We start from the raw sequence: 20,546 nt of genomic DNA on the forward strand, positions 1-20,546 counted from the left end.
GATTATAATCCTTCTCTATTTACACTTTGATCAAACAAATGGTGCATTTGCTTTTCTATATTTTTTGATCTTTCAATGACGTTGATTAATGTGCTTAACCTTTCATATACACTATGTTTTTTGGAATTTATTAATTTTCTAATTTGTAAATTTTGTTTACGAAAATCACTTAGGAGTTCGTCATTAATTTGAACATATCTTAATGATGTTGCATTATGTGTAACAATATCAATAACACTTTCTAAATAATTAAATAGAATATCATAAGCTATTGCTTCAGAATACTCGCTTACACTAATAGCACTACTACCTCTACGGAAAGCAGTTTGGACAACAAGCATTTTTTGTATTGGAAAATTAGTAGATTCTATAAATGATTTTTCTGCCTCAGAAAGCTCCTCGTCGTCAGCAATTTTCCTAGATAATTCTCTTAAAATATTATCTACTTTTTGAACTAAGCCAATGGAAGTATTTACTTTTTGAGGTTTTTGTTCATGTATAGATAAGTTTAAAGCCGTTGATACTTCTGATACCTCTAAACATTTTCCTTGTCTATCTTTACATGTATAAATCTCAGCGTTTCCACCGTAAAGAAGGGTGTCTATAAGACCGGATTCTAGCGCTTTCGACGCTAAATATATAATTTCATAATTTGTATCAGCAACTCCTTTCCCTTTATTACCTTTGATAGTAGTTAAACCTTTTTTCTTTGCTATAATTGTGCCTGAAATAGTCATAAATAATTCCTTTGTAGATTCATCTCCTAAAAAAGAACTGTCTTTTAAGGCTTCCCAAGCAATATTAAATTCATCTTTTAAGACATTTTTATAAATATTATTACTATCAGTTAAACCTTCCATACCATTTTCAGAACCGCATTTTTGTCTTGCTTGGGCATAATCTGAGAATTTGCCATAGGAAGTTCCCATGCTATTACATAAAAGTCTTGTTGATGCATCAGTTTTAGGCCATAAACCACCTACTACAGTTGCGGCTGCTTCACATGAATTAATATTTGTATTATTCATTCGTTGAGCTAATGTCTGAAGATATTTTAAACTATTTGAAACCGTTGGAGTCATATGATCAAGAGCCAGGGTAAAACCATATGCCATTGTTTTTGACCCAATATCTTTAAGAAGCAATACTAATTGATCAGAACTAATATAACTAAAGCCACCTGCAAATAAATCAATACCACCACATCCTGATCTCATTGAAGGAGTTTGTAATTTAAAAAGGTTTTTATTTCTGGCAGGAGTTCTATAAAATAAACTTCCTCCTGTATAATATCCTCCTTGTTGATGCTTATACGCTCCACCTTGGCTAACATTACCCTTAGCTCCCATTTTATTAAAAAACTCATTCAAATGAGTTAAGTTGCTAGCTTTAGCTTCAGTTGTAACTATCAAGAGCACTGCCACTATTATGTAACGTATCACTTGCATATTCCTCTCCTGCTAACAATAAAATATTATCTTCAATCTCAGTTTCGCTCGTAACCCCGAAGGCTATAGGGATTAATTTATTATCTGAAGCTCTATAAGCAATTAAAGCGGGTACATTTGCTATATTTAAGCTTTCAGCCATGCCGTTATCTTGTTTACTATTTGGGAATTCTTTTAATACTCCGCCATCTAAAGATATAGGAAGCACAGCCCATTTATGCTTTTCAGCAAAATTTTTAACAATGGGAGCAAAAGCATGACAGTAATTACAACTATTTTTAAAAAAGAAAAATAAACCATATTCTTTTGCTAAATTCGCTATGATCTCATTTTTTAGAGCTTTTTGTTGTTGAAGATAAACCCCTCTTCCAACGTGATTTACTGGGTGTTTTAAAGTTTCATCTAATTCAGGATGAGCTAAAACAACCTTTTGCCAATTTTTCGAAAAAGTATGAGATTTATTAATTACAAATTGTTGATATTTTACGTATTCCCTTACATTACTTTCAGTAGGAGAAATTATTGCTTTATCTAATCTTTTTTTAAGCTCAACTTGAATATTTTGAATTTCTTTTGAATAATCAATTTCGAGCTCTGTATTTTCCTTATTTTCTTGTTTTTTATCTTCTATAATTTCTTTTTTGGGCTGCTGCTCGTAATAATGCCATCCTTCTGCTTTTTTTGACCAAAAAGAAGCTTCAGCGTTACTTGATAAAACAATAAAACTTAGTAAGAGAAATTTTTTATTCATTATTTCCCTCTTTTTTTATACTATTTTCTTTTAATTTATTCGAAATATCTTCTTTTAAATTATCTAAGCCATTTTGAATGGTCTTATGGAGCTGATCATAATTTACGGGCTTGAACTTAGATCTTATATCTTCATATATTTCTATAAAATCAAGCTTGGAAAAATCAATGCTTTGAAGTTCATCAACAGTAAAACCCCTACATATTGGATGTGCAGGCGTTCCAAAATTCAAGCCTAATTGGGGACGAGCTTGTTCGTTTAAAATACGTCCAAGTTTAGAAGTAAAACAACAATACCTTCTATTTTTCTTTTTCATACCTATTAAATTCGATTCAGCAGTATAAGTTCCAATAACGACGCATAGCCCTTGATCAACTTTTTTGGCTAGCTTCATTTCATTTGTGGAACATTCGGTTATTTTAATATCATGGCCCCAACCTTTTCCTTTCTCTTTACAACAGTCACTAAAACCCCAACCAGATTTACGACAAACATTATCTTCCCCTGCAAATAAGGAATCCACCTTATGTTGGTTATTATTTTGTATTTCACTTAATACAGATAATTGAGCTAATGTAGATTCAAATTCTTTATTTGAATCAAAACTTGTATCCGCACAATTGCCATTTAAACAAAATATTTTTTTCTTATCATCACCTACATTCTCACTTTTAATTTTAGATGATGGTACCTTACAGCGATAAGTTTGTTTCCAATTTATACATATATTATCTTCTTTTTGTATACATTGAGATCCTACTTGCTGGCAGTTATTATTTTTATAAGTGTTACAATTATTATTTGATTTAGGAGTACATGTATAATTAAATTCCTTATTCCAACATCTATTAAATTCTCTGCCATAAAAATTTCTTGGTATATCGTCTAAGCAGCTTTCACTTTTTTTTACACAATTACGCAAGCTATTATTTTCAATTGCTTCACAATAATTACTTGTTTCTTCTTTAATTAAATTAAATTGTTCTGGTTCACGAATTATAACTGTTGGAGGCTTTGGACATCTTGCACATGGGGGACAATAAGGGTTATCTTCTCCTATAAGAGCTCCATTTTTTTCATGTGTTCTCCATTCAGGATTATGGTCTACACCATCTTCCGTCCGACATCTAAGATTGCAACAAGTCCAATGTTCAATAACATCTTTTTTTGCTGGTTTATATTCGATATCAAAGGTGCTTATAACCTTGTTGCATTTAATTTCCTTTTGTTTTCCAGCTTCTTCACAAATATATTCTTTTTCATCTTTTGTATCTTGTGTTTCTAAAGAAACATAATGATCTTCAATAAAGTTTTGTTCATTATTTTCTAATATTTTTTTACTTTGGTTCGCAAGTTCTCCTTTATTAATATCATTAAAACGAGCCCTTGTTTGACTTGTATCATAAATATATTTTGCCTCTTCAGTAAGTTTTGGAGATTGTGAAAGTACAGAATCATCAATATTAAAATCTTCTTCATAACTAGGTATATATTCCTTAGGGTTTAAGGAAATGCTTTTACTATTTTCTAATAATCTTTTTGCTACTTCTTTAGAATTAATAAAATCATTATATAAATACTCATTCTCTACTTCTTCCGCATATACAGACGAAATAAAAGTAAATATTACAAGTAGTAAAGAAATAAACTTCATAAAAGTTTCTCCTTTAATTCTCCCTGTTCCTTAACCTTTTTAAAAAAATAATCTAAGGTTATGTTTCCCGAAATCTTATCGAAATTACGACAAGACATTTCTTTTGAACAATTTTCTTCATCAACTAAAATGAAAGTTGGAACGGCTTTTATATCATATTTTGAAAATAATTCTGGGTTTATCTCTACACCAATTCCTGCCTGCTCAATTAATTCTTTTACAGCTATTGCGGTTTCTTTAAATGAATTGTTAATAAGCCCTCTAATTACAAGCTTACCCCCATTTACAGCAGTTTCTTTTGCTATCTTCACTAAATTTTTTTGATCTAAGGAAAAGGAAACAAATACATATAAATTTATTCCATTAAGATTAGTTTGATCTTGAGTCGTTCCTATAAATTGATAGAGATCTTTATTATTATGAACATTTGTTAGTATTTCTTTTGAATGTAAATCTATTTCACTTATGTATTCTTTAAATGCACTTTGATCGATTTGTTCAGCTTTTAAGTAAATATCTTCTATTTCTTGTTTATATTTTTCTATTAAATTATCGGTTTTAGAATCAATTTTCTCAATCTCATAATCAAAAGAACTAAATTCACTCTTGCATGTATCAGCATGAGAAAAATTAATGTAGAAAATAAAGGGGATAAAGAAAATTACAGAGCGCAGCAATTTTTTTTCCTCCATATGAGATAACCAAAATCTTCGCCCTTATAGGGAAATTCTTTACCCATACCAAATAAAATTTCATTCATGCCTAAAGAATTACAGGCATAAAACCCACTTGTTGCAGGAATCGGATAGGTCATTTGCAATTTGTATTGGCTTTTTTTAATTCGAGCAGAAGGAACTTCACCACATAACGCTTTTCTTCCACTTGTAATACCTAATACTTGTATTCTATGTAATTTTGATAGTAATCGACCACTTAGTACATGACTTGCTTGTATTCCACTTCTATGTTGAGTTAAATGGCCAGCGAAAGGATATAAGCTGCCATTACATCCTGCACACCAAAACAATCTATCGATTCCCATAGAAAAATTTGTAGATATACAATCTGTAGCACAAGCGGCTTGAGCCACAGGATTAGAAAAAATGACTGCTTCTGGATTGAAAATAAAAGCTAATTCGTCATCATTCCAGGTAGGGTCAAATTCAGTCATGTAAGCAATGTCAAAGCTTGTTTTGTCTAAACACACAAAATCTGTAATTAATTCAAGCCAATATAAAAGAGGATACATGTAATAATGTACGTGATAAAAACTTTCATTAAAGCCCTTTTCATCCACTGCTTTATAAACGGTTCCACTTCTTTTAAAACTTGAACCTAAGCTTAGTCCTCCCATACTTACCATACAATACGGTGATCTCGTTACTTCTATTAATCTTACAGGTTCCCAAAAGCCAATAGGAACACCAGGTACTGGAAGTGGAAAAGGTGGTTTTGGGCAAGCACATATTAAATCATCAGGATTATCATCAGTATCAAATCTATTATTTGAATTCACTTTAACAGGTCCAATAGTTATTGGAAATAAACAGGACCAGCAAATATCATTTATAGGATTAACAAATCTTCCTACACATTGGCTTGCATATGCAATATTGCTAAAAATAATCACATTAATGATTACGATAAATTTAATTATATTGAATGTCTTCAACATTAAATTCCTCAATTTTTAACATTTTATTTTCTTGGCTTACTTTACAAGGAACTGCTTTTATCCCTAATTTATTTGTCAAAGCGCCAAATTGATCAAAAAATACACCCTTTTCTAATTTTTCAGATAATTTCTTCGGATTACCCTTAACTAAGATAATTTTGAAATTCTTTTGGTTTTTTATTTGTTGTTTCACATATTCAATTTGTTTGATATTCGTGCCATTTATAAAAATTAGCTCTTTTGATAAATTCACGTTGTCCAAAGGGTTATGCTTGTCTCCTTTCCTTGCAATTATATTATTATGATGGTCATAAATATCTTCATTAACTACTATTGAAGGATCGTAATAATATACTCGATTATTCTCAGCATCTTTGATTCCTGAAACTGCCTGAGGATTATTTATTTTATTTTCAACGATAGTACTTAACTGCTTTTGATGTTTTAAAAGACCTTCTTTTTTTATTTTTTCTTCAATTTTTAATTTGATATATTCAATCAAATTAATTTCTTTTATTGGCTTAACTTCACCCCAAGTACCAAAATCTTTAGCTAAGCTAATGTTAAAAGAAAATACAACCAAATATAAAATTAAAAGAAAATTAATTGTTTTCATTGGATAAAACCTCATTTTTCATTTCTTCAGTTTTATCCGTAATAATATAATTACCCTTCTTTAAGATTGTTTTAGAATTAATTACTAAATCATCTTTATTGAATTTATTTTCAATTCTATTCTTAAGCAGGGTAATAAATTCTTTAACTTTTGAATTTAGCTCCTTATCGTCAATATTACTTTTAGCTAATTCAATCGTTTTTTCCTGGATAATTTTATCTATATCTATAAGGAATATTTCTCTAGAATTATTAATATTACTAAAATAAAGACCACCTATAAATATACCTACAAGTAAAGTGGTTAGAATATATAGGGTAAAATCTAATTTTTTAAATTCCATATATTTTCCTCTCGACTTCACTTACAGCATCTTCTATTGATTTTCCTTGATTTAATTGCTCGTAAACAGCAAGTTTTACTTCTTTAGTTGTCGAATATAATACTTTAGAGTAATTATCTAAATACAACCTACCAATACAATAACCATTAGGACTATCTATCATTATTTCAGAATATTTCTCATAAATTGTATTTAATGATGAAACTAAAGCCTTTTGATGATTATCCATTGGATAACCTTCCTTAATATTATCTTTTTCAGCAATGTCAGTTATGCCATTCAAGTTTGATTGTTGTAGGGTGCATTTCCAGGCTGAATTATTAAAGCATGTTTTAGTTGATTCATTTTTAAAAAAATCTGCAATTTGTTGCGTTCCCATAGCAATACAGGCTTTTAGTTTCCTGGTTATACGATACCATTCTTCAATAAAATTACCCATTGTTGAGGATAATAAACGCCAGGATTCGTCAATTACTATTAAGCAAGGAACCGATCTATATTTTTGTAATAACACTGTATTAATTTGAATTAATATTATTTGAAATACTACAGCTAAAAGGTCATTTTTATCTTTAATATCATCTAATTCGTATACATTTAAATCAGAGGTAATATCAAAATTCGAAATGGTATTAAAATACCCTCCATAGGTTCCTTTTTCTCCAAAAGGAAAAAGCATTTGTCCTACATCATGCGCTCTTGGGTCATCAAGTGTAAAAAGAGCGTCTATTACATCTTGAATATTTGCTTTATTTCTTTTTAATTCCCAAGCTTTAAATATTGCTTGTTCTATAAAAGAATTTTCTATTGAAGTTGTCCCATGAAATGGAGAAGCCATTACCTGAATTATTCCTTTAATCGCTCTAATAATCTCTTTAAACTCTTCAAGGTCAGTATCATCTATATTTGTAAAAGGGTTTAATTTTAAATTAGATCTTGGTGTAAATTCTACGAAATTTCCTTTGAGTAATGTGCATATATTTTCATATGACCTACCAATATCTATTATAAATACTTTACCTCCCATACTTAGAACACTGGTAACAAGTTCTTGCATAAATACAGATTTTCCACTTCCAGACATTCCTGTAATACACATATTATAATTCCCTTTATTATCAAAAGGATTAAAATAGAAAATCTGACCTCTTCTTCCTGATAATAATAAACCTGGCGTTACAGTACCTTTCCATTCTCCTTGAATAGGCATAAAAACAGCTGATTCATGACTTAAAGAAGTTTTACATTTTCTAAATCCTTTTAAGTAAAGCCAGTATTTTTCACCCCAAGACATAGGGAAAGCATTTAGTAATGCTGGTAAATGAATAAATTTATCACTAACAAGTTGCCATCCATGAGCTCTGTATAACATTATTAAAATTTGCTCACTTACTTCTACTTGCCTTTTTTTTCCATAAAGAATCACTTGATAATGAGTGAAAACGATTCTACCGTCTGATTCAAGCGAACGTCTAACAAAATGCAATTCTTCAGATTGTTTAGTCAATTTACTATTAAACTTTATTAAAGACCTATTTTCAGCTTGATTATCTATCATCATTGATTTTGCAAGTATTTTAGACTTTAAAAGTGGGTCATTTGGAATATGAGTACCGAAATGTATAATAAATGGAGTTCTTATCGTTCGATTGCTATTCATCAAGTCACCTATAAAATTATTCATCAAAGAAAGAGACCATCTTGATGGATAATTTTTAACACTATAACTTTTGAATACTTTGTCATTTTCCCTTACGGAAATATAATCTTTATTGACTTCTAATAACGTATCATTTGAAACTATTTGGTCACATAAAGGTTCATATTTATTATAATTAAGATCCGAACTCGTTATATTATTATCTTCACTTAATATATCATCAATTACCCTAATTAAGCTTTCTGCATCAATTGATCTTGAATACAATTCATTTGATTTAAATATAGTACTAATTTGCTCTCTTATACTTTTAAGCCTTTCTAAAACGATTACCTCTTCCTCTTCATTTCTTTCGAGTAAAGGTTCAGAATATGAAATATATAATTTATAGTCCGTAAAACTTACTTCATTGTGTTGCGTGTTATTTTCTTTAAAATATAATGCTCTTCTTTCTGCTAGCTTTTGAAAAATTTTATTAGGAGTTTGTTCTTTATATTCTTGATATTTATCTAAATAATCACCTATTTTTGGGCTTGATATAAAGGTAAATTGTAAGTTTGATCCTTCTGGTAATAAATATTGAAATATTTGAGAAAATGTTACTTGAACTTCATATTTTGCACTTGTTAAAGGTATAGCTTCTAATACAAACCCAATACTATTTTTATTAATAAAAATATTTTCATCTTTCAAGAAAGCTAAATAAGGTAAATAATCCGCAAATCCTTCTATACCAAGCAGATTTTCTACTGTTTCTCTAGTTTTTTGATAATCTCTTAACCTAATTTTTTCCTCCGAAATCAAAGGAAACAAAAAGCTTTTCAAGATATTTTTGAAATATTTCATCATTTAATTCATTGGTACATTGATATAAAAATCTTCTATTTTATTGCCATTATGATCAGTATGGGCTTTAATTAAGACTGGAAGGTAGCTTGTAATGCTAGAATTACTGGTTTTATTTAACTTTTCTTCAGTTATAATTTTTTTTTCGATATATTTTTCTTCATTATTTACTTTACCATTATCTATAACTGAATGAACTTCTGATACAGATAAACAACCCAGACCATCTTTAGCTTTACAAGTAAAATCTCTTTTATAAGTGGTACATGCAGTTAATGATAATAATAATAAAAGAGGAATTTTATTCATTGCTTACTCCTTTATTCAAATTATTAGCTTTGTTTCTCGCCTTATTTCTTACTTCTGAAATTGTTTCATGAACGTTTTTACTACCTATCAATGCAGCTTCTGTGAAAACAATATCTACATTTCGACCTGCAGCAACTTCGATAATTGGTTGAATATTTTCAGCTTTATCTATGTGATATTGAGCATATCTTTCTAAACTATTTGCAGCCCCTTCAGAAAGATTGTTTGTTAAGCGCTGATCCAACGGAGGAGATTGAATCTTTCCATTAGCAGTAAAAGGATTAATTAAAACAGATTGAGGAGTTATAGTTTTACCTAGGCCACTTAATACACCCCCCATTAAACTATGTTCTAAAAATTGATATTCTTTTGAAACAACCTTTCCTCTTACACCCGCCTCAGAATCTTCTCCTGCAACATATCCTGCAATGGCTGTTTCGATTATTTCCCCAGTTTTTTTATTAACACAGGACATTTTTTCTGTACGCATATAAACCCTTTCACTGGACAAATCACCATAACCACTTGCTGTAACATGGCAATCTACTAAATCTCCTCTAAATTTATTTGGTAAAATTGCTCTATCAATGATTCTTAAAAGAACTGGTCTTGGGTCTGCTTGGGAAGAAAGAGATGTGGAAGCAGCAACACCCCCTACGATTTTTTCTTTAGCTGAACTACCTGCAGGAATCGTATTATCAATAGTTTTAACTACTTCATCTGCTATTCCAGATTTTTCATTTACAAGTTTTATTCCAAATTTCTTTATTTGTGGAGTAATAATATTACCTTCATTGTCCAAAGGAATTGGTTTAAGATTTTCATTTCCAATCAGTTTTTCTTGATAATTTTCCTCAATTTTCTTTATTTCTTGATTAAAGAATTTGGTTTGTTCTTCTCGTTTTTCCAATTCTTCCTTATACTTCTCTTTTAAACTTAACAATTCTTGTTTAAGCTCATAGAATTCATTTTCTACGGTTAGCTGCTTATTTTCTATATCTGCACGCCATACAGTTTCTATATCTTTATTATCTATGGGTTTATCTAAACCAACTGTATAAGTTGATTTTGCTTCAATTATTTTTATTTGCCTTTTTTTTAAAGCAAGTGACACTACGCTAAGAATTAACGCTATAATAATTGTGCCTATTGCTAATCTGAGTAAGTTCTGTCTTTTTTTAATAAGATTACTTATATAGTGTATTTTCATTTTGCCCTCACTATATAAGCTTCAGTTACTTCATTAGGCTTTAATTCTTTTTTTAAGATTGCTATTGCTAATATTTTAGAATTTGTAGGAATAGTATTTTCAGTAATTATTTTTAATTCTTTACTGATGTTTTTTACTTTAAATTTTTCACCCTTGTATTTTTCTTTATTTATTTCGCTAATTTTTGTTAGGGTTATTGATTTATCAAGAACTAGGCTTGCAGATAAACCTTTGATATTATCTGATTTAATAAGGTCTTTAATGATACTTACAATGTCATCCGTGTAATTTAAAGTTTTAGTTTTATCTTCTATTTCGGCCATTAAATTGGGTTTATTAGATATTAGTTGGACTGTCTCTCCTAAATTTAAATTATCATTAACTTTAATATTTACATCTTGTACAATACCCATTTCTGAAACTAACGTTATTGATGTTTCTTTAATCAAAGAACTTGCCGGTCTTATATATAATTGACCTAAATTTTCATCGGCTTCTAATATTAAATCCTCTGCATTACTGAATAGGTTTTTAATTCTGTCATTTTTAAAGTATATTCTTGTCAAGTGGTTAGTTGGTATTACAACATTTATCCTTTCATTTTCATTAATGACTATATTTTGATTAGCATCACCAATTAATGGAAAAAATAGACTCAAGATAAAATAAAAATATTTCCGCATTTTAACCTCTTGGCTGATTATTTCCCAAACTATCAATTTGGTTAGTAGTTTCTGGCTGATTGTTCTCATCTAATTTATTAAATGACTTTAGACGTAGCGCTCCTGCTAAATAAGAAAATGTAATTAAATACTTCCTATTTTCTTCAATAACTTTCCTATCACTTACAAAAGCAATAAATTTTCCGGATATAACAGCAGTAAGGTCTTTATCGTTTATGATTATATTTTCAGGATAAAAAACAGTATCCATTCTCAAACGTGTATAAGTTTCCTTTAGCTTTTGAATTGAATAAAAAATGTCTCGCATATAATATGCATCAGCATGCTGCATTAAAAAACTTACATGAAATTCAAAGTTTTCATAATGAATATTGAGTAAATAATGAGTAAAATATGGTATCATTTGATCTAAATAACCTTCTGAAACTTTTGAATTTGTTACCCAAAATGAATCTTTCATATTTACAGGGGTTATAATTATCTTTTCTTCCATTGAATAAATTTTCATAACTAATAAAAAATTCGTTATTAATAGTAATGCGCAAACTGAGAATGCTATTCTCTTCTGACCTACAATAGCTAATTTTTGTAAGTGTAATTTATCAACAAACATTTTTTATTTTCCTAAATAACGCCGAATATAAGATGGTGGCATTCTAAGGGTAGGTGTATTTATTTTTCTTAAAGTTATTCCTATTGGCTTTGTATTTAGATACCAATATGTTATTTGTTCTAAATGAATTACATTTAAGGGCAGTTTACTTTTTATTGATCTTAAAAGGCCAAAGGTTATAGGAGCGAACAATATTATATATAATTTATTTAATGGGTTAGTATTGGCAAAAATCCCTATTAATATAGGTAAGCTTAATGCTAAAAATTCATCTAATGACCAAAACAAATATTTTTTTGGTTGATCAAGTAATTTAGTAATAATAAAGTCATCGCTCATATACCTTTACCTTATGAAGCTATATTTGGGAAACAATTTGAGAGTACCACTTGTCCATATACCGAAAATAAAGCTAAACAAATGGCAAGTACAAAAGCAAATAGCACTTGTTTCATAACTAAAGAAGCACCAACCATAAATAATATTGCAACCATTACCCCATAATATGCTTTTTCAATAGTTCCGTAGGATTTATCTAAAGAAATAGTTAGAGCATCTGAAACTGTTCCTCTTGAACTATGGTTTGCGGCAATGCTTACATTTATATTTGTAAAACTTATTATAAAAACAAATATTGTTATTATTTTCTTAAATGAAGATTTATAATTTAAAATTATATTATTAAGCATCTTAAGCTCCTTTCTCTTGTTTATTTTGAGATAATTTATTCTGTAGTGCTTTTATAACCTCGGCTTGTTCTTTTATAATCTCGATATTAGCTTCGATTAATATTGTTAGTTTATTCATGTAATCTTTTCTTATCTTTTCAGTTACAATTTCTTTGATTAAGATTGTAAATAATAAGAATAACGCTATTATTGAAACATTTATTGCAAATAAATGATTAATTTTTGAATTATTATCGGTTTTCATTATATACATCGTTTTCAAGTCTATTATGAGATAAATAATTCTTTAATTCTTTAATCAGATCAGTTTGCTCATTAAGAAGTTCAATATTTGTTTTAATTAATGCTACTAACCTATTCATTGAATCCTCGATTGTATTTTCCATAAACTTAGCCTTAATTTACATTGTTACACTTTGATCTTAATTTTATTTCTCTTTCAAGAAGCCCTTTAAGATCATAAAGGTTGCTATTATACTTTTTTAAAATAAAATCGATCTCGCTAATCATTTTATATTTATCTGAAATAGAAGTTTTATTAATCTCTCTTAATTCATTTAAAATTAGCACCAACTGTAAAAAATCAGCTTTTTCCAATTTTAATGTCATCTCTCTTCTCTTCTTCCAAAACAAAAAAATAATAATTATGCAAAATTTATTTATTTTATATTTCTGTGGTACGTCTCACTCGTACTACCGAAATTTCTTGATTTTTTCCTAAACCGAATATATTTATACCTCATAAAAATATTAAATCAAGTAAAAAGTACGACTGGGTAGTATTTTTTACTAAAAATGTTGAATATATATGAATTTACATAAATGTTTATTAAGGCTAAAAATAAATAAAATAACCTTAAAAACTCATAAAAACACTTTAATGACTTCTCGTGAAAAAATTGATTTAAATACTATTGGTGGCAGAATTACTTTTCTTAGAAGATTAGTAGGCATTACAAGGCCTGACATTGAAGCAAAGTATGGGTTCAAAGAAACAACCCTTTACTCTTATGAATGCGGACGAAAACCTATTACTAGCAATGGTTTAAATAAATGTTTAACTATTTTTAGAAATGAAGGTATCATTGTCACTGAAGAATGGTTAAAATTTGGACAAGGGCCTGATCCTGTTATAAATGCTGATAAAACCTCTTTAATAATTGGCAAAAGTAGTAGTTCCTTTCTTTCTAATAAAGAGATCGATATTGTACAAGAAATAGAGTTTTTCAAGAGTATTTATCCAGATCTATTATTTCATTTTGTTAATAATGCAGAAATGTCTCCCCAATTTAATGCCGGCGATTACATTGCTGGTAGTTATTTCACAAATGAAGAATATCTAAAAGAAATGGATAGCTTTCATAATATTGACTGTATTATTGTTTTAAGTAGTGGCGAACAAATATTTAGGAAAATTATTGTAGATAGTAATAAAAACTATAGTTTCAATTGTAATAACCCAAGTGTGGCAAAGGATCCCTTTCTATATAATTTAACAATAAAAAAGATTGCTCCAGTCATATTTCATAGAATCAAAACAAAAGAAGAATTTATTAAACTTAAACAAAAAAATACGGTTTCTACTTAATATAAGGGAAAGTCAGTTTAAACTCTGTAAAGTGTCCTTCAAGCGAATTACAGCTTATATCCCCTTTAAATGAATGCATAACTACTTTACAAAAATATAATCCCAAACCTGTACTAAAGGCATTTTTAGAATAAAATCTTTCAAAAATATATGGGAGGTTTTCACTAGAAATACCCTTACCAGTATCCCTAAAGAATAAATAATTTGCCCTTTCATCTCTTTTACCCCAAATTTCAATAATACTTTCTTTTTTTGCATGGAATAGGGCATTTTTAATTAAATTAAATAATACGTGCTTAATTAAGGTTTCTTCACCTAGAAAATTGAAATTTGTCTCTTTTTCATGCCAAACAACTTTTTTCAAAGATGAAGAAGTGAAAGGGTATTCATCTAAAGCTTGTTGAATACAGGTACGAATATTACATCTTCTTAATTTTTTTTCTTCAATATTTTCGTTTAATTTATAACTAAACATGTCGTTTATATTATAAATTTTTTTTATTATTTCTTTTATATCATTGTGAGTATTTTTAATTATTTCGTACTTTGCTTCTCCTAGTTTTTCCTTCAAAATACCTGCTTTTACAGCCTTTTCATAAACACTATAAAAATAAGGTAAATTAGATTCTAAAGAAGAACTATGTAAATTTAAAGCAGCGAAAGGTGTATTTAATTCATGAGCAAGGATACCATTGATAAATTTATAATTATTTATTGTTTCTTGCTCTATTAAATTTTTCTTTCTCGAAAAAACTATTACAATTATGAAGGATATAATATATGTATATAAAAATACGAAAAAGTTTTCATGCTGAATAATTAAATAAGGAATTATCATTAAGCAATTAGTTTTAATATACACTAATGTTGCAAAACCAAATCCTATAGAAAAAAATGCAATAAATGTTAACCAATCGGTTAATGTAGCCAACATAAAAAGTGATAAAGCATTACCTATTAAAGCTTCAATCTTATAACTATTATTAAAAACAATTAAAGTAGATAAAAAAGGAAGACAGTAAAATAGTACAATTAACCAATAAAATCTTAAGTATTTTAATAGATTTTCAGGTAACATTTCATAAAACATTAATATTATGCTTAATGTAACCCCTACAAGTTGAAAAGGATTTTGAGCAAAATTTAATGTTGGATGTAAACATATCAATATAAAACTTGCTAGGAAATAAATAGCAAAACTTTGATATTGATGGTAGATTTCATCTGTGCGTTCATAACAAAAACGTGATAATTTATCGAATACACTAACTTTCATCTTCTTCTTGAATATTCCTCAATTTATTTCTAAAACTATAGAAAAAGGCTTTTTCCTTTTTTGCAAAATGTTCTATCCCTTTGATAATTGAATAATACAAACCTTTTTGCCCAGGTAAAGGATATAAAGGGTAAAATGAATTCTCAAAATTATCTTTCTCATTATTTAAAAAATGATAGTTTAATAACATTTTTTCACGTGTAATAAGCTTATCTATCAGATATTTAGGACACTTTTCTTCTTTTAATGAAATTATATCATCTTCTATTTCCTCATCATCTGTAATAAAGAATATAAAACCTACCCCCTCTGAATTAAAAAGTAATAAGCTTCCTTTACTATCAATTTGATAATATTCTACAATTTTTTCTCTTTCGATTAAATCATCTAAAATGTTTTTATAAGTTACATCAGTGAAAAAATGATCTTCATTAGCTTCAAACGGTAAAGCTATGTTAAAATGGGATTTATGATAAAGATCTATTAATTGCTTTAACTTTGAAATGAAATCTATATCTTGCTTACGTATATAATTATCTATTAGTTTTTCATTAAAAGCAGTATTTGCTATACTCTCATCCGCAACTCCACTTAGCAGAATCTTTTTTATATTCTTTCCCTTTATCTTTTTCAAAACTTCCAAACCATTAATGTCCTTCATTTTATAATCAATTATTAAAACTGATATACTAGAAAATCTATCGGGATTTTCGATTTCTGTAGCTACTTCATTAATATCTAAATACCAAGTACCTTTTTCTTTATAGGTTGCAAGTATGTTCTTTGCATCCAAAAGTGATAAATGATTATGCTTTACAAGATATTCTAAAGCTTGTATAGGGTCACTAAAAACTGTATAATAGTTTTTATCATCTGGCAAAGCGCTTAACAGAGCGTTTAAAAACTGCTCATCATCATCAACTATTACAATATTTGTTGGTAGAGTTATCTGTGATAACATAATACTTTCCCTTAACTTAATATATTTCATTTAAGATTCTTTAATGAAACGTATCTTAACATTTATTAGTTAATAATGCATTAATATTTGTTTAAATATTTTAAATTTATAATTTTTTCAATTTTTATCAAATACTTATTGAAATATTACTTATATTAAACTTTTAAAGACATAAAAGTCTCTAGGCTAATATTAACCCACTATTCAATAAGGAATAAAACCTACTATCAGATCTTTTATAATTGAAAGAGCTTTAATTATGTACGGAATTTAAACATTCAGAGTGTTCAGAATTTGATCGCTTATTAACATGTAATATTAATATATATAAAAAATTAAATAATGCAGTAAAAACAATTACATTCAAAATAAGGGTAATAACTCCATTAAACTTTCCGATAAAAAAAATTATTGTTTTAAAATCTCCAGGAAATACATAAGAAGTTGAACGATTAAAGAGTACAAATAATGAACACTTATATACATGTAATTAATAAATAAAAATAATAATGTAAATAAACATTAATGGTTGTTAATTTAAGATTTTATTAATACGCAAGAAAGAAAGTTTAACAAAAGAGGTTAAAAAATTTATTGACATAGGATAAATACTACTCTAAATTAAGGTATATTAATGTTAAGTTAATGTAATTCAATGCAAAAATACAGTGATTTACATTAAACTACGTTACAAAGTTAAAATATTAGTATTTGAAATTTTTTAATTGCAAATAGGTTTTTAAAATGAGTAAAAGATCCAGAAGCCAGGAAAGTGTCACTGTTGACGAAGACATGAAAAGAGATTTAGAAGAAATAGCGCTCAAAACTGGTCTCACAAAGTCTTTTCTTATAAGATGTGCATTAAATAATTTCGTTAAAGATGCTAAAGATAGATTATATAATATGGGAGAAGATAAGAGATTTATCGCGTATAAGATATAAAAAAAGCCCTCTTGGCGGAGGGCTATTTTTTTTAAGATTTGAACACTTTTAGAAAAATGCTGAAATCGTTCCTAAACCTGATATTAGCATTCCTAAAAGGTCAAGTCAACACCTTAATATAAAAATTTTATGGGAATGTTATGACTAGCAACATATGTCAGTACATTAACTTACGTTTTAATAACGTAACTGGTGATATTTTGACACTCGAAGAAAGGGAGATCTTAAAAAAGATCAACTTTTATATTAATCATGCTAAAAAGTATAATAAAACTGAATGTTTTCATGATGGTAAGTATTGGGCTGAACTTTCAGCGAAAAAGTTCATAGAACAAACTAACCTTTTCAGTAGAACTACATTTTTCAAATATATAAAATCTCTTAGAGATAAGGGTATTATTGAATGTAAAAAGCTCAGAAGTAAAAGAGTAGATCAAACGAATTTCTTTGTTTTAGCTTATGAAAAACTAATGAAGTTAGGCGTTACAGTAGTAAATTATAACCCTGAAACTAAATCAAGTTATACTTTGAAAGCACAAGATATGGTTACAATTGAGGAGCGTCCCTCTTCCAATGAAATTAAAATTTCTAGAGATTATAGATATAGTCTACTAAAAGAAATATCTTTAACTTTTAAAATAGAAATCAAAAGGCTTGAAAAATTAACTGCTAATAGGCCTAATGAAATCTTATCAAAAAATATTCAATATATTAAATATAGATTAGCTAAAGGTAACATTATTAATCCTCGTGGATTCGTTGAAAAAGCTTTATCAGATAATTATCTATCTCAAGTGGATAAACTAGCTTTTGATTCGCAGAAGCAACTCAATGAAGTTATTCATGCTGTAGAAAATAATAATACTGATGATAAATCTACTAATGACAAAGTGTTTAAAATACTCAAAAATAAAGCGGAAGAGTTAAATGAAGATTTAGAATTGAACTTAAAAGGTTTAACAATAAAAAATAATAAGATTTATATCTTATTTTATAATCATTCAGAAAATATAAAGCCTTTATATGAAAGCTTAAAAGGTAGGATATATGAGGAAACAAAATTAGAGGTCCAAATTTCTTTTGTAACCCCCTCTCCTCAAGAAATTTATAAATTATCAAAATTCGTTCCTTATAAATTTAAGCTCGCTTCATTGAACCACTTAATTAATAAAGTAAATCATAACCTTGGTGATTTTGAAGAAATTTTGAGTAAAGTAAAATGTGTACCCGTCAGCTTGAATGAGCACTACTATTTCGTAAATAATATAGATATCGCGAATGTGCTTCATAAATGCAATATCAAAAATATTATTTTAAACGATTTTACTAAGGAAGATTTAAAATCATATTATAAAGATATTACTTTAGATATTTTTAACCAATTAGTAGCAGAGAATTGTTTCCTAAAAAATCAAAGAGCCTTCTTTAATCATTTAGAATTATTTTCAGATAGAATAATAGATATCCCTTATAACGATATACAAAGCTATATAAATAGCTTACTGAAAGTATTAGGCCTTGAAGCTAAAATAAATTCAATCTTATCTATTCATTTTGTGAAAGGTTTGGAAAATAATAGCTTCGTTCTAAATACTAACGATATCGAATTATTTACATATTTTAATAATCCTTTATTCAAACAAATAATTGCAAATATAGTATCCAAAGAATTCAATAGTGATACTAATATTGATGTTTATTACGCTGAAGTAAGCTATGTGTAATATATGCATATTATAAGTGATTATTATATAAGAGATATGTAGTACTTATAACGTGCATATATTCTGCCTATATGTAAAATAAGTGATAGATATACAATGCTTATATATTATATAAGCTTAACTATATAAACTTGAATTGTGTCATTTATATTTTTTATTTAAATAATATATATAATAATATTTTTATTACCTACGCCCCTACTCTTTTTTTCTTTTAAAGCTCTCAGATATAAGGTTTGGTAGATAAGCATATATTATTAGAAATAAACTATTTTATTATTATGTTTATTTAATAGTTATATATATTATTAACAACTTATAATTATAACTTATATTGTATATAAGCATAACATAAGCAACAGATAATTATTGCATATCTAAAGCATATATGATACTTATATAGTTAATAAGTATCTCATATTTAGTGCTTATCTAGTGTTATATACTAATAAAGAAAGGAGTTTTATGATTATTACAGTTGGTGGTGTTAAAGGTGGAGCTGGCAAAAGTACAATTGCAACTAATTTAGCTATTATTGCTTCTCAAGATCCTAAAAAGGAAGTTTTGTTAATTGATGCTGATGACCAAGAATCATCCTATAATTTTACAGCTTTAAGAAATGAACTTTTGCCAGAGAAAGGAGCAGGTTATAGTGTAGCTAAACTCACTGGTTTAAATGTTAGAAATGAAGTTTTAAACCTAAAGAAAAAATTTAATACTATTATAATTGATACTGGTGGAAGAGATACTTCAAGCCAGAGAGCAGCTATAACCGTTTCAGATATTTTATTAGTACCTTATGTACCAAAAACATTTGATGTATGGACAGTAGACGATGTAGATAAAATATTAAATGAAATGCTTCCTTCTAATCCAACCCTTCGCTGTTGTGCTTTTCTTAATCGTGCAGATACTAAAGGACAAGATAATGAGGCTGCAATTGCTGCGATAAAAAATTCGCCTCACTTACTTCTTCTTGATTCAATCGTTATACATCGAAAAGCCTTCGGCAATGCTGTTGCTCAAGGTAAATCAGTTATAGAACTTAGACCTAAGGATAGAAAAGCTATTAGCGAAATTAAAGAATTATATACTGAAGTTTTTGAAAATATATTGATAGGAGAGGAAGCATGAAATCTATACCCCAAAAACCTACTAGCTCTAAATTAAATAATTTAGTTAGTGAAGATAAAATCCAAACTCTTATAAACCAAGGAGGTAGTGTAGCCTCAGAGAAAGCCCAAAAACCTTTAAAGAAGAAAAATAATAAAGTTCTTCTTACTGTAGATTGGGAATTATTAAATAGAGTGGATGAATGTGTCTCTAAGAGAGTTATTAATAAAGCGAGGACTAATTACATATTAGAAGCAATTGTAGAAAAGCTAGAAAGAGAAGCTCAAAAATAAATTTATATAAGTAATATATTTTATATATGTATTACTTATATTTTTATTATATATAATTATAATATTATATAAGTGATGCTTATACTAAATATAAATTAAAAATAAGCATCACTTATATCCTTTATAAGTGATGTATAATCATAAATTATAAT

General features: G+C 27.9%; 24 protein-coding genes. 5 read left to right on the top strand and 19 right to left on the bottom strand.

All coding sequences use genetic code 11. The annotated features are described in order from the left end of the window. Window positions 1-2 precede the first annotated feature (2 nt). From J0H68_09365 to J0H68_09445, 17 genes are read right to left on the bottom strand one after another with little or no spacing between them, the layout of a single operon-like run. Window positions 3-1,448, bottom strand: coding sequence for a conjugal transfer protein TraH (locus J0H68_09365; GenBank protein MBN8828902.1), 1,446 nt, complete (start codon window positions 1,446-1,448; stop codon window positions 3-5). Continuing rightward, the gene (locus tag J0H68_09370) at window positions 1,396-2,199 is read right to left on the bottom strand and encodes a conjugal transfer protein TraF (protein MBN8828903.1); all 804 of its coding nucleotides are present in this window, start codon (window positions 2,197-2,199) and stop codon (window positions 1,396-1,398) included. The genes J0H68_09365 and J0H68_09370 overlap by 53 nt, the downstream gene beginning before the upstream one ends. Beyond that, on the bottom strand, window positions 2,192-3,853 hold the full coding sequence (traN, locus tag J0H68_09375) for a conjugal transfer protein TraN (protein ID MBN8828904.1): 1,662 nt from the start codon (window positions 3,851-3,853) through the stop codon (window positions 2,192-2,194). Before traN ends, J0H68_09370 begins: the two co-directional genes overlap by 8 nt. Continuing rightward, on the bottom strand, window positions 3,850-4,530 hold the full coding sequence (gene trbC, locus J0H68_09380) for a type-F conjugative transfer system pilin assembly protein TrbC (GenBank protein MBN8828905.1): 681 nt from the start codon (window positions 4,528-4,530) through the stop codon (window positions 3,850-3,852). The genes traN and trbC overlap by 4 nt, the downstream gene beginning before the upstream one ends. Beyond that, the gene (locus J0H68_09385) at window positions 4,515-5,507 is read right to left on the bottom strand and encodes a TraU family protein (GenBank protein MBN8828906.1); all 993 of its coding nucleotides are present in this window, start codon (window positions 5,505-5,507) and stop codon (window positions 4,515-4,517) included. Before J0H68_09385 ends, trbC begins: the two co-directional genes overlap by 16 nt. Further along, complete coding sequence (gene traW / locus J0H68_09390) at window positions 5,503-6,144, bottom strand: type-F conjugative transfer system protein TraW (protein ID MBN8828907.1); 642 nt, start codon at window positions 6,142-6,144, stop codon at window positions 5,503-5,505. The genes J0H68_09385 and traW overlap by 5 nt, the downstream gene beginning before the upstream one ends. Next, window positions 6,131-6,487 (bottom strand): hypothetical protein, encoded by a 357-nt coding sequence (locus J0H68_09395; protein MBN8828908.1) that lies wholly within the window; start codon window positions 6,485-6,487, stop codon window positions 6,131-6,133. Before J0H68_09395 ends, traW begins: the two co-directional genes overlap by 14 nt. Next, entirely contained in the window at window positions 6,477-8,996 is a 2,520-nt protein-coding gene (traC, locus tag J0H68_09400) for a type IV secretion system protein TraC (GenBank protein MBN8828909.1), read from the bottom strand. Before traC ends, J0H68_09395 begins: the two co-directional genes overlap by 11 nt. Continuing rightward, window positions 8,997-9,302 carry a hypothetical protein gene (locus J0H68_09405; protein MBN8828910.1) on the bottom strand — a complete coding sequence of 102 codons (306 nt, stop codon included), beginning with the start codon at window positions 9,300-9,302 and terminating at the stop codon, window positions 8,997-8,999. After that, on the bottom strand, window positions 9,295-10,512 hold the full coding sequence (locus tag J0H68_09410) for a TraB/VirB10 family protein (protein MBN8828911.1): 1,218 nt from the start codon (window positions 10,510-10,512) through the stop codon (window positions 9,295-9,297). The genes J0H68_09405 and J0H68_09410 overlap by 8 nt, the downstream gene beginning before the upstream one ends. Further along, complete coding sequence (locus J0H68_09415; protein ID MBN8828912.1) at window positions 10,509-11,195, bottom strand: type-F conjugative transfer system secretin TraK; 687 nt, start codon at window positions 11,193-11,195, stop codon at window positions 10,509-10,511. The genes J0H68_09410 and J0H68_09415 overlap by 4 nt, the downstream gene beginning before the upstream one ends. Before the next feature lies 1 nt (window position 11,196). Beyond that, window positions 11,197-11,808: a hypothetical protein gene (locus J0H68_09420; GenBank protein MBN8828913.1), complete on the bottom strand. Its 612-nt coding sequence runs from the start codon at window positions 11,806-11,808 to the stop codon at window positions 11,197-11,199. Between the two features lie 3 nt (window positions 11,809-11,811). Continuing rightward, window positions 11,812-12,147, bottom strand: coding sequence for a type IV conjugative transfer system protein TraL (gene traL, locus J0H68_09425; protein ID MBN8828914.1), 336 nt, complete (start codon window positions 12,145-12,147; stop codon window positions 11,812-11,814). A gap of 11 nt (window positions 12,148-12,158) precedes the next feature. Further along, complete coding sequence (locus J0H68_09430) at window positions 12,159-12,497, bottom strand: hypothetical protein (protein MBN8828915.1); 339 nt, start codon at window positions 12,495-12,497, stop codon at window positions 12,159-12,161. A 1-nt stretch (window position 12,498) separates the two neighbouring features. After that, window positions 12,499-12,741, bottom strand: a complete 243-nt coding sequence (locus J0H68_09435; protein MBN8828916.1) for a hypothetical protein — start codon at window positions 12,739-12,741, stop codon at window positions 12,499-12,501. Beyond that, complete coding sequence (locus J0H68_09440; protein MBN8828917.1) at window positions 12,728-12,883, bottom strand: hypothetical protein; 156 nt, start codon at window positions 12,881-12,883, stop codon at window positions 12,728-12,730. The genes J0H68_09435 and J0H68_09440 overlap by 14 nt, the downstream gene beginning before the upstream one ends. A 10-nt stretch (window positions 12,884-12,893) precedes the next feature. Then, window positions 12,894-13,106, bottom strand: coding sequence for a hypothetical protein (locus J0H68_09445; protein MBN8828918.1), 213 nt, complete (start codon window positions 13,104-13,106; stop codon window positions 12,894-12,896). Window positions 13,107-13,305: 199 nt separating this feature from the next. Here J0H68_09445 and J0H68_09450 point away from each other — a divergent pair, with 199 nt between their 5' ends. Further along, window positions 13,306-14,085, top strand: coding sequence for a hypothetical protein (locus tag J0H68_09450; GenBank protein ID MBN8828919.1), 780 nt, complete (start codon window positions 13,306-13,308; stop codon window positions 14,083-14,085). Here the strand turns inward: J0H68_09450 and J0H68_09455 are convergent. Beyond that, entirely contained in the window at window positions 14,078-15,361 is a 1,284-nt protein-coding gene (locus J0H68_09455) for a sensor histidine kinase (protein MBN8828920.1), read from the bottom strand. The genes J0H68_09450 and J0H68_09455 overlap by 8 nt on opposite strands. Next, window positions 15,351-16,322, bottom strand: coding sequence for a hypothetical protein (locus J0H68_09460; GenBank protein MBN8828921.1), 972 nt, complete (start codon window positions 16,320-16,322; stop codon window positions 15,351-15,353). Before J0H68_09460 ends, J0H68_09455 begins: the two co-directional genes overlap by 11 nt. A gap of 744 nt (window positions 16,323-17,066) precedes the next feature. Here J0H68_09460 and J0H68_09465 point away from each other — a divergent pair. The 4 genes from J0H68_09465 (at window position 17,067) to J0H68_09480 (ending at window position 20,394) form a co-directional block, all read left to right on the top strand. Then, a complete protein-coding gene (locus tag J0H68_09465) occupies window positions 17,067-17,264 on the top strand; it encodes a CopG family transcriptional regulator (protein MBN8828922.1) in 198 nt (65 codons plus the stop codon). Window positions 17,265-17,404: 140 nt separating this feature from the next. Continuing rightward, window positions 17,405-18,988 carry a hypothetical protein gene (locus J0H68_09470; protein ID MBN8828923.1) on the top strand — a complete coding sequence of 528 codons (1,584 nt, stop codon included), beginning with the start codon at window positions 17,405-17,407 and terminating at the stop codon, window positions 18,986-18,988. Window positions 18,989-19,453: 465 nt separating this feature from the next. Continuing rightward, window positions 19,454-20,122, top strand: coding sequence for an AAA family ATPase (locus J0H68_09475; GenBank protein MBN8828924.1), 669 nt, complete (start codon window positions 19,454-19,456; stop codon window positions 20,120-20,122). Continuing rightward, window positions 20,119-20,394 carry a hypothetical protein gene (locus tag J0H68_09480; GenBank protein MBN8828925.1) on the top strand — a complete coding sequence of 92 codons (276 nt, stop codon included), beginning with the start codon at window positions 20,119-20,121 and terminating at the stop codon, window positions 20,392-20,394. The genes J0H68_09475 and J0H68_09480 overlap by 4 nt, the downstream gene beginning before the upstream one ends. Window positions 20,395-20,546 lie beyond the last annotated feature (152 nt).

The organism is Sphingobacteriia bacterium (genome assembly GCA_017304685.1).
GTDB lineage: Bacteria > Pseudomonadota > Alphaproteobacteria > Rickettsiales > 33-17 > JAFKLR01.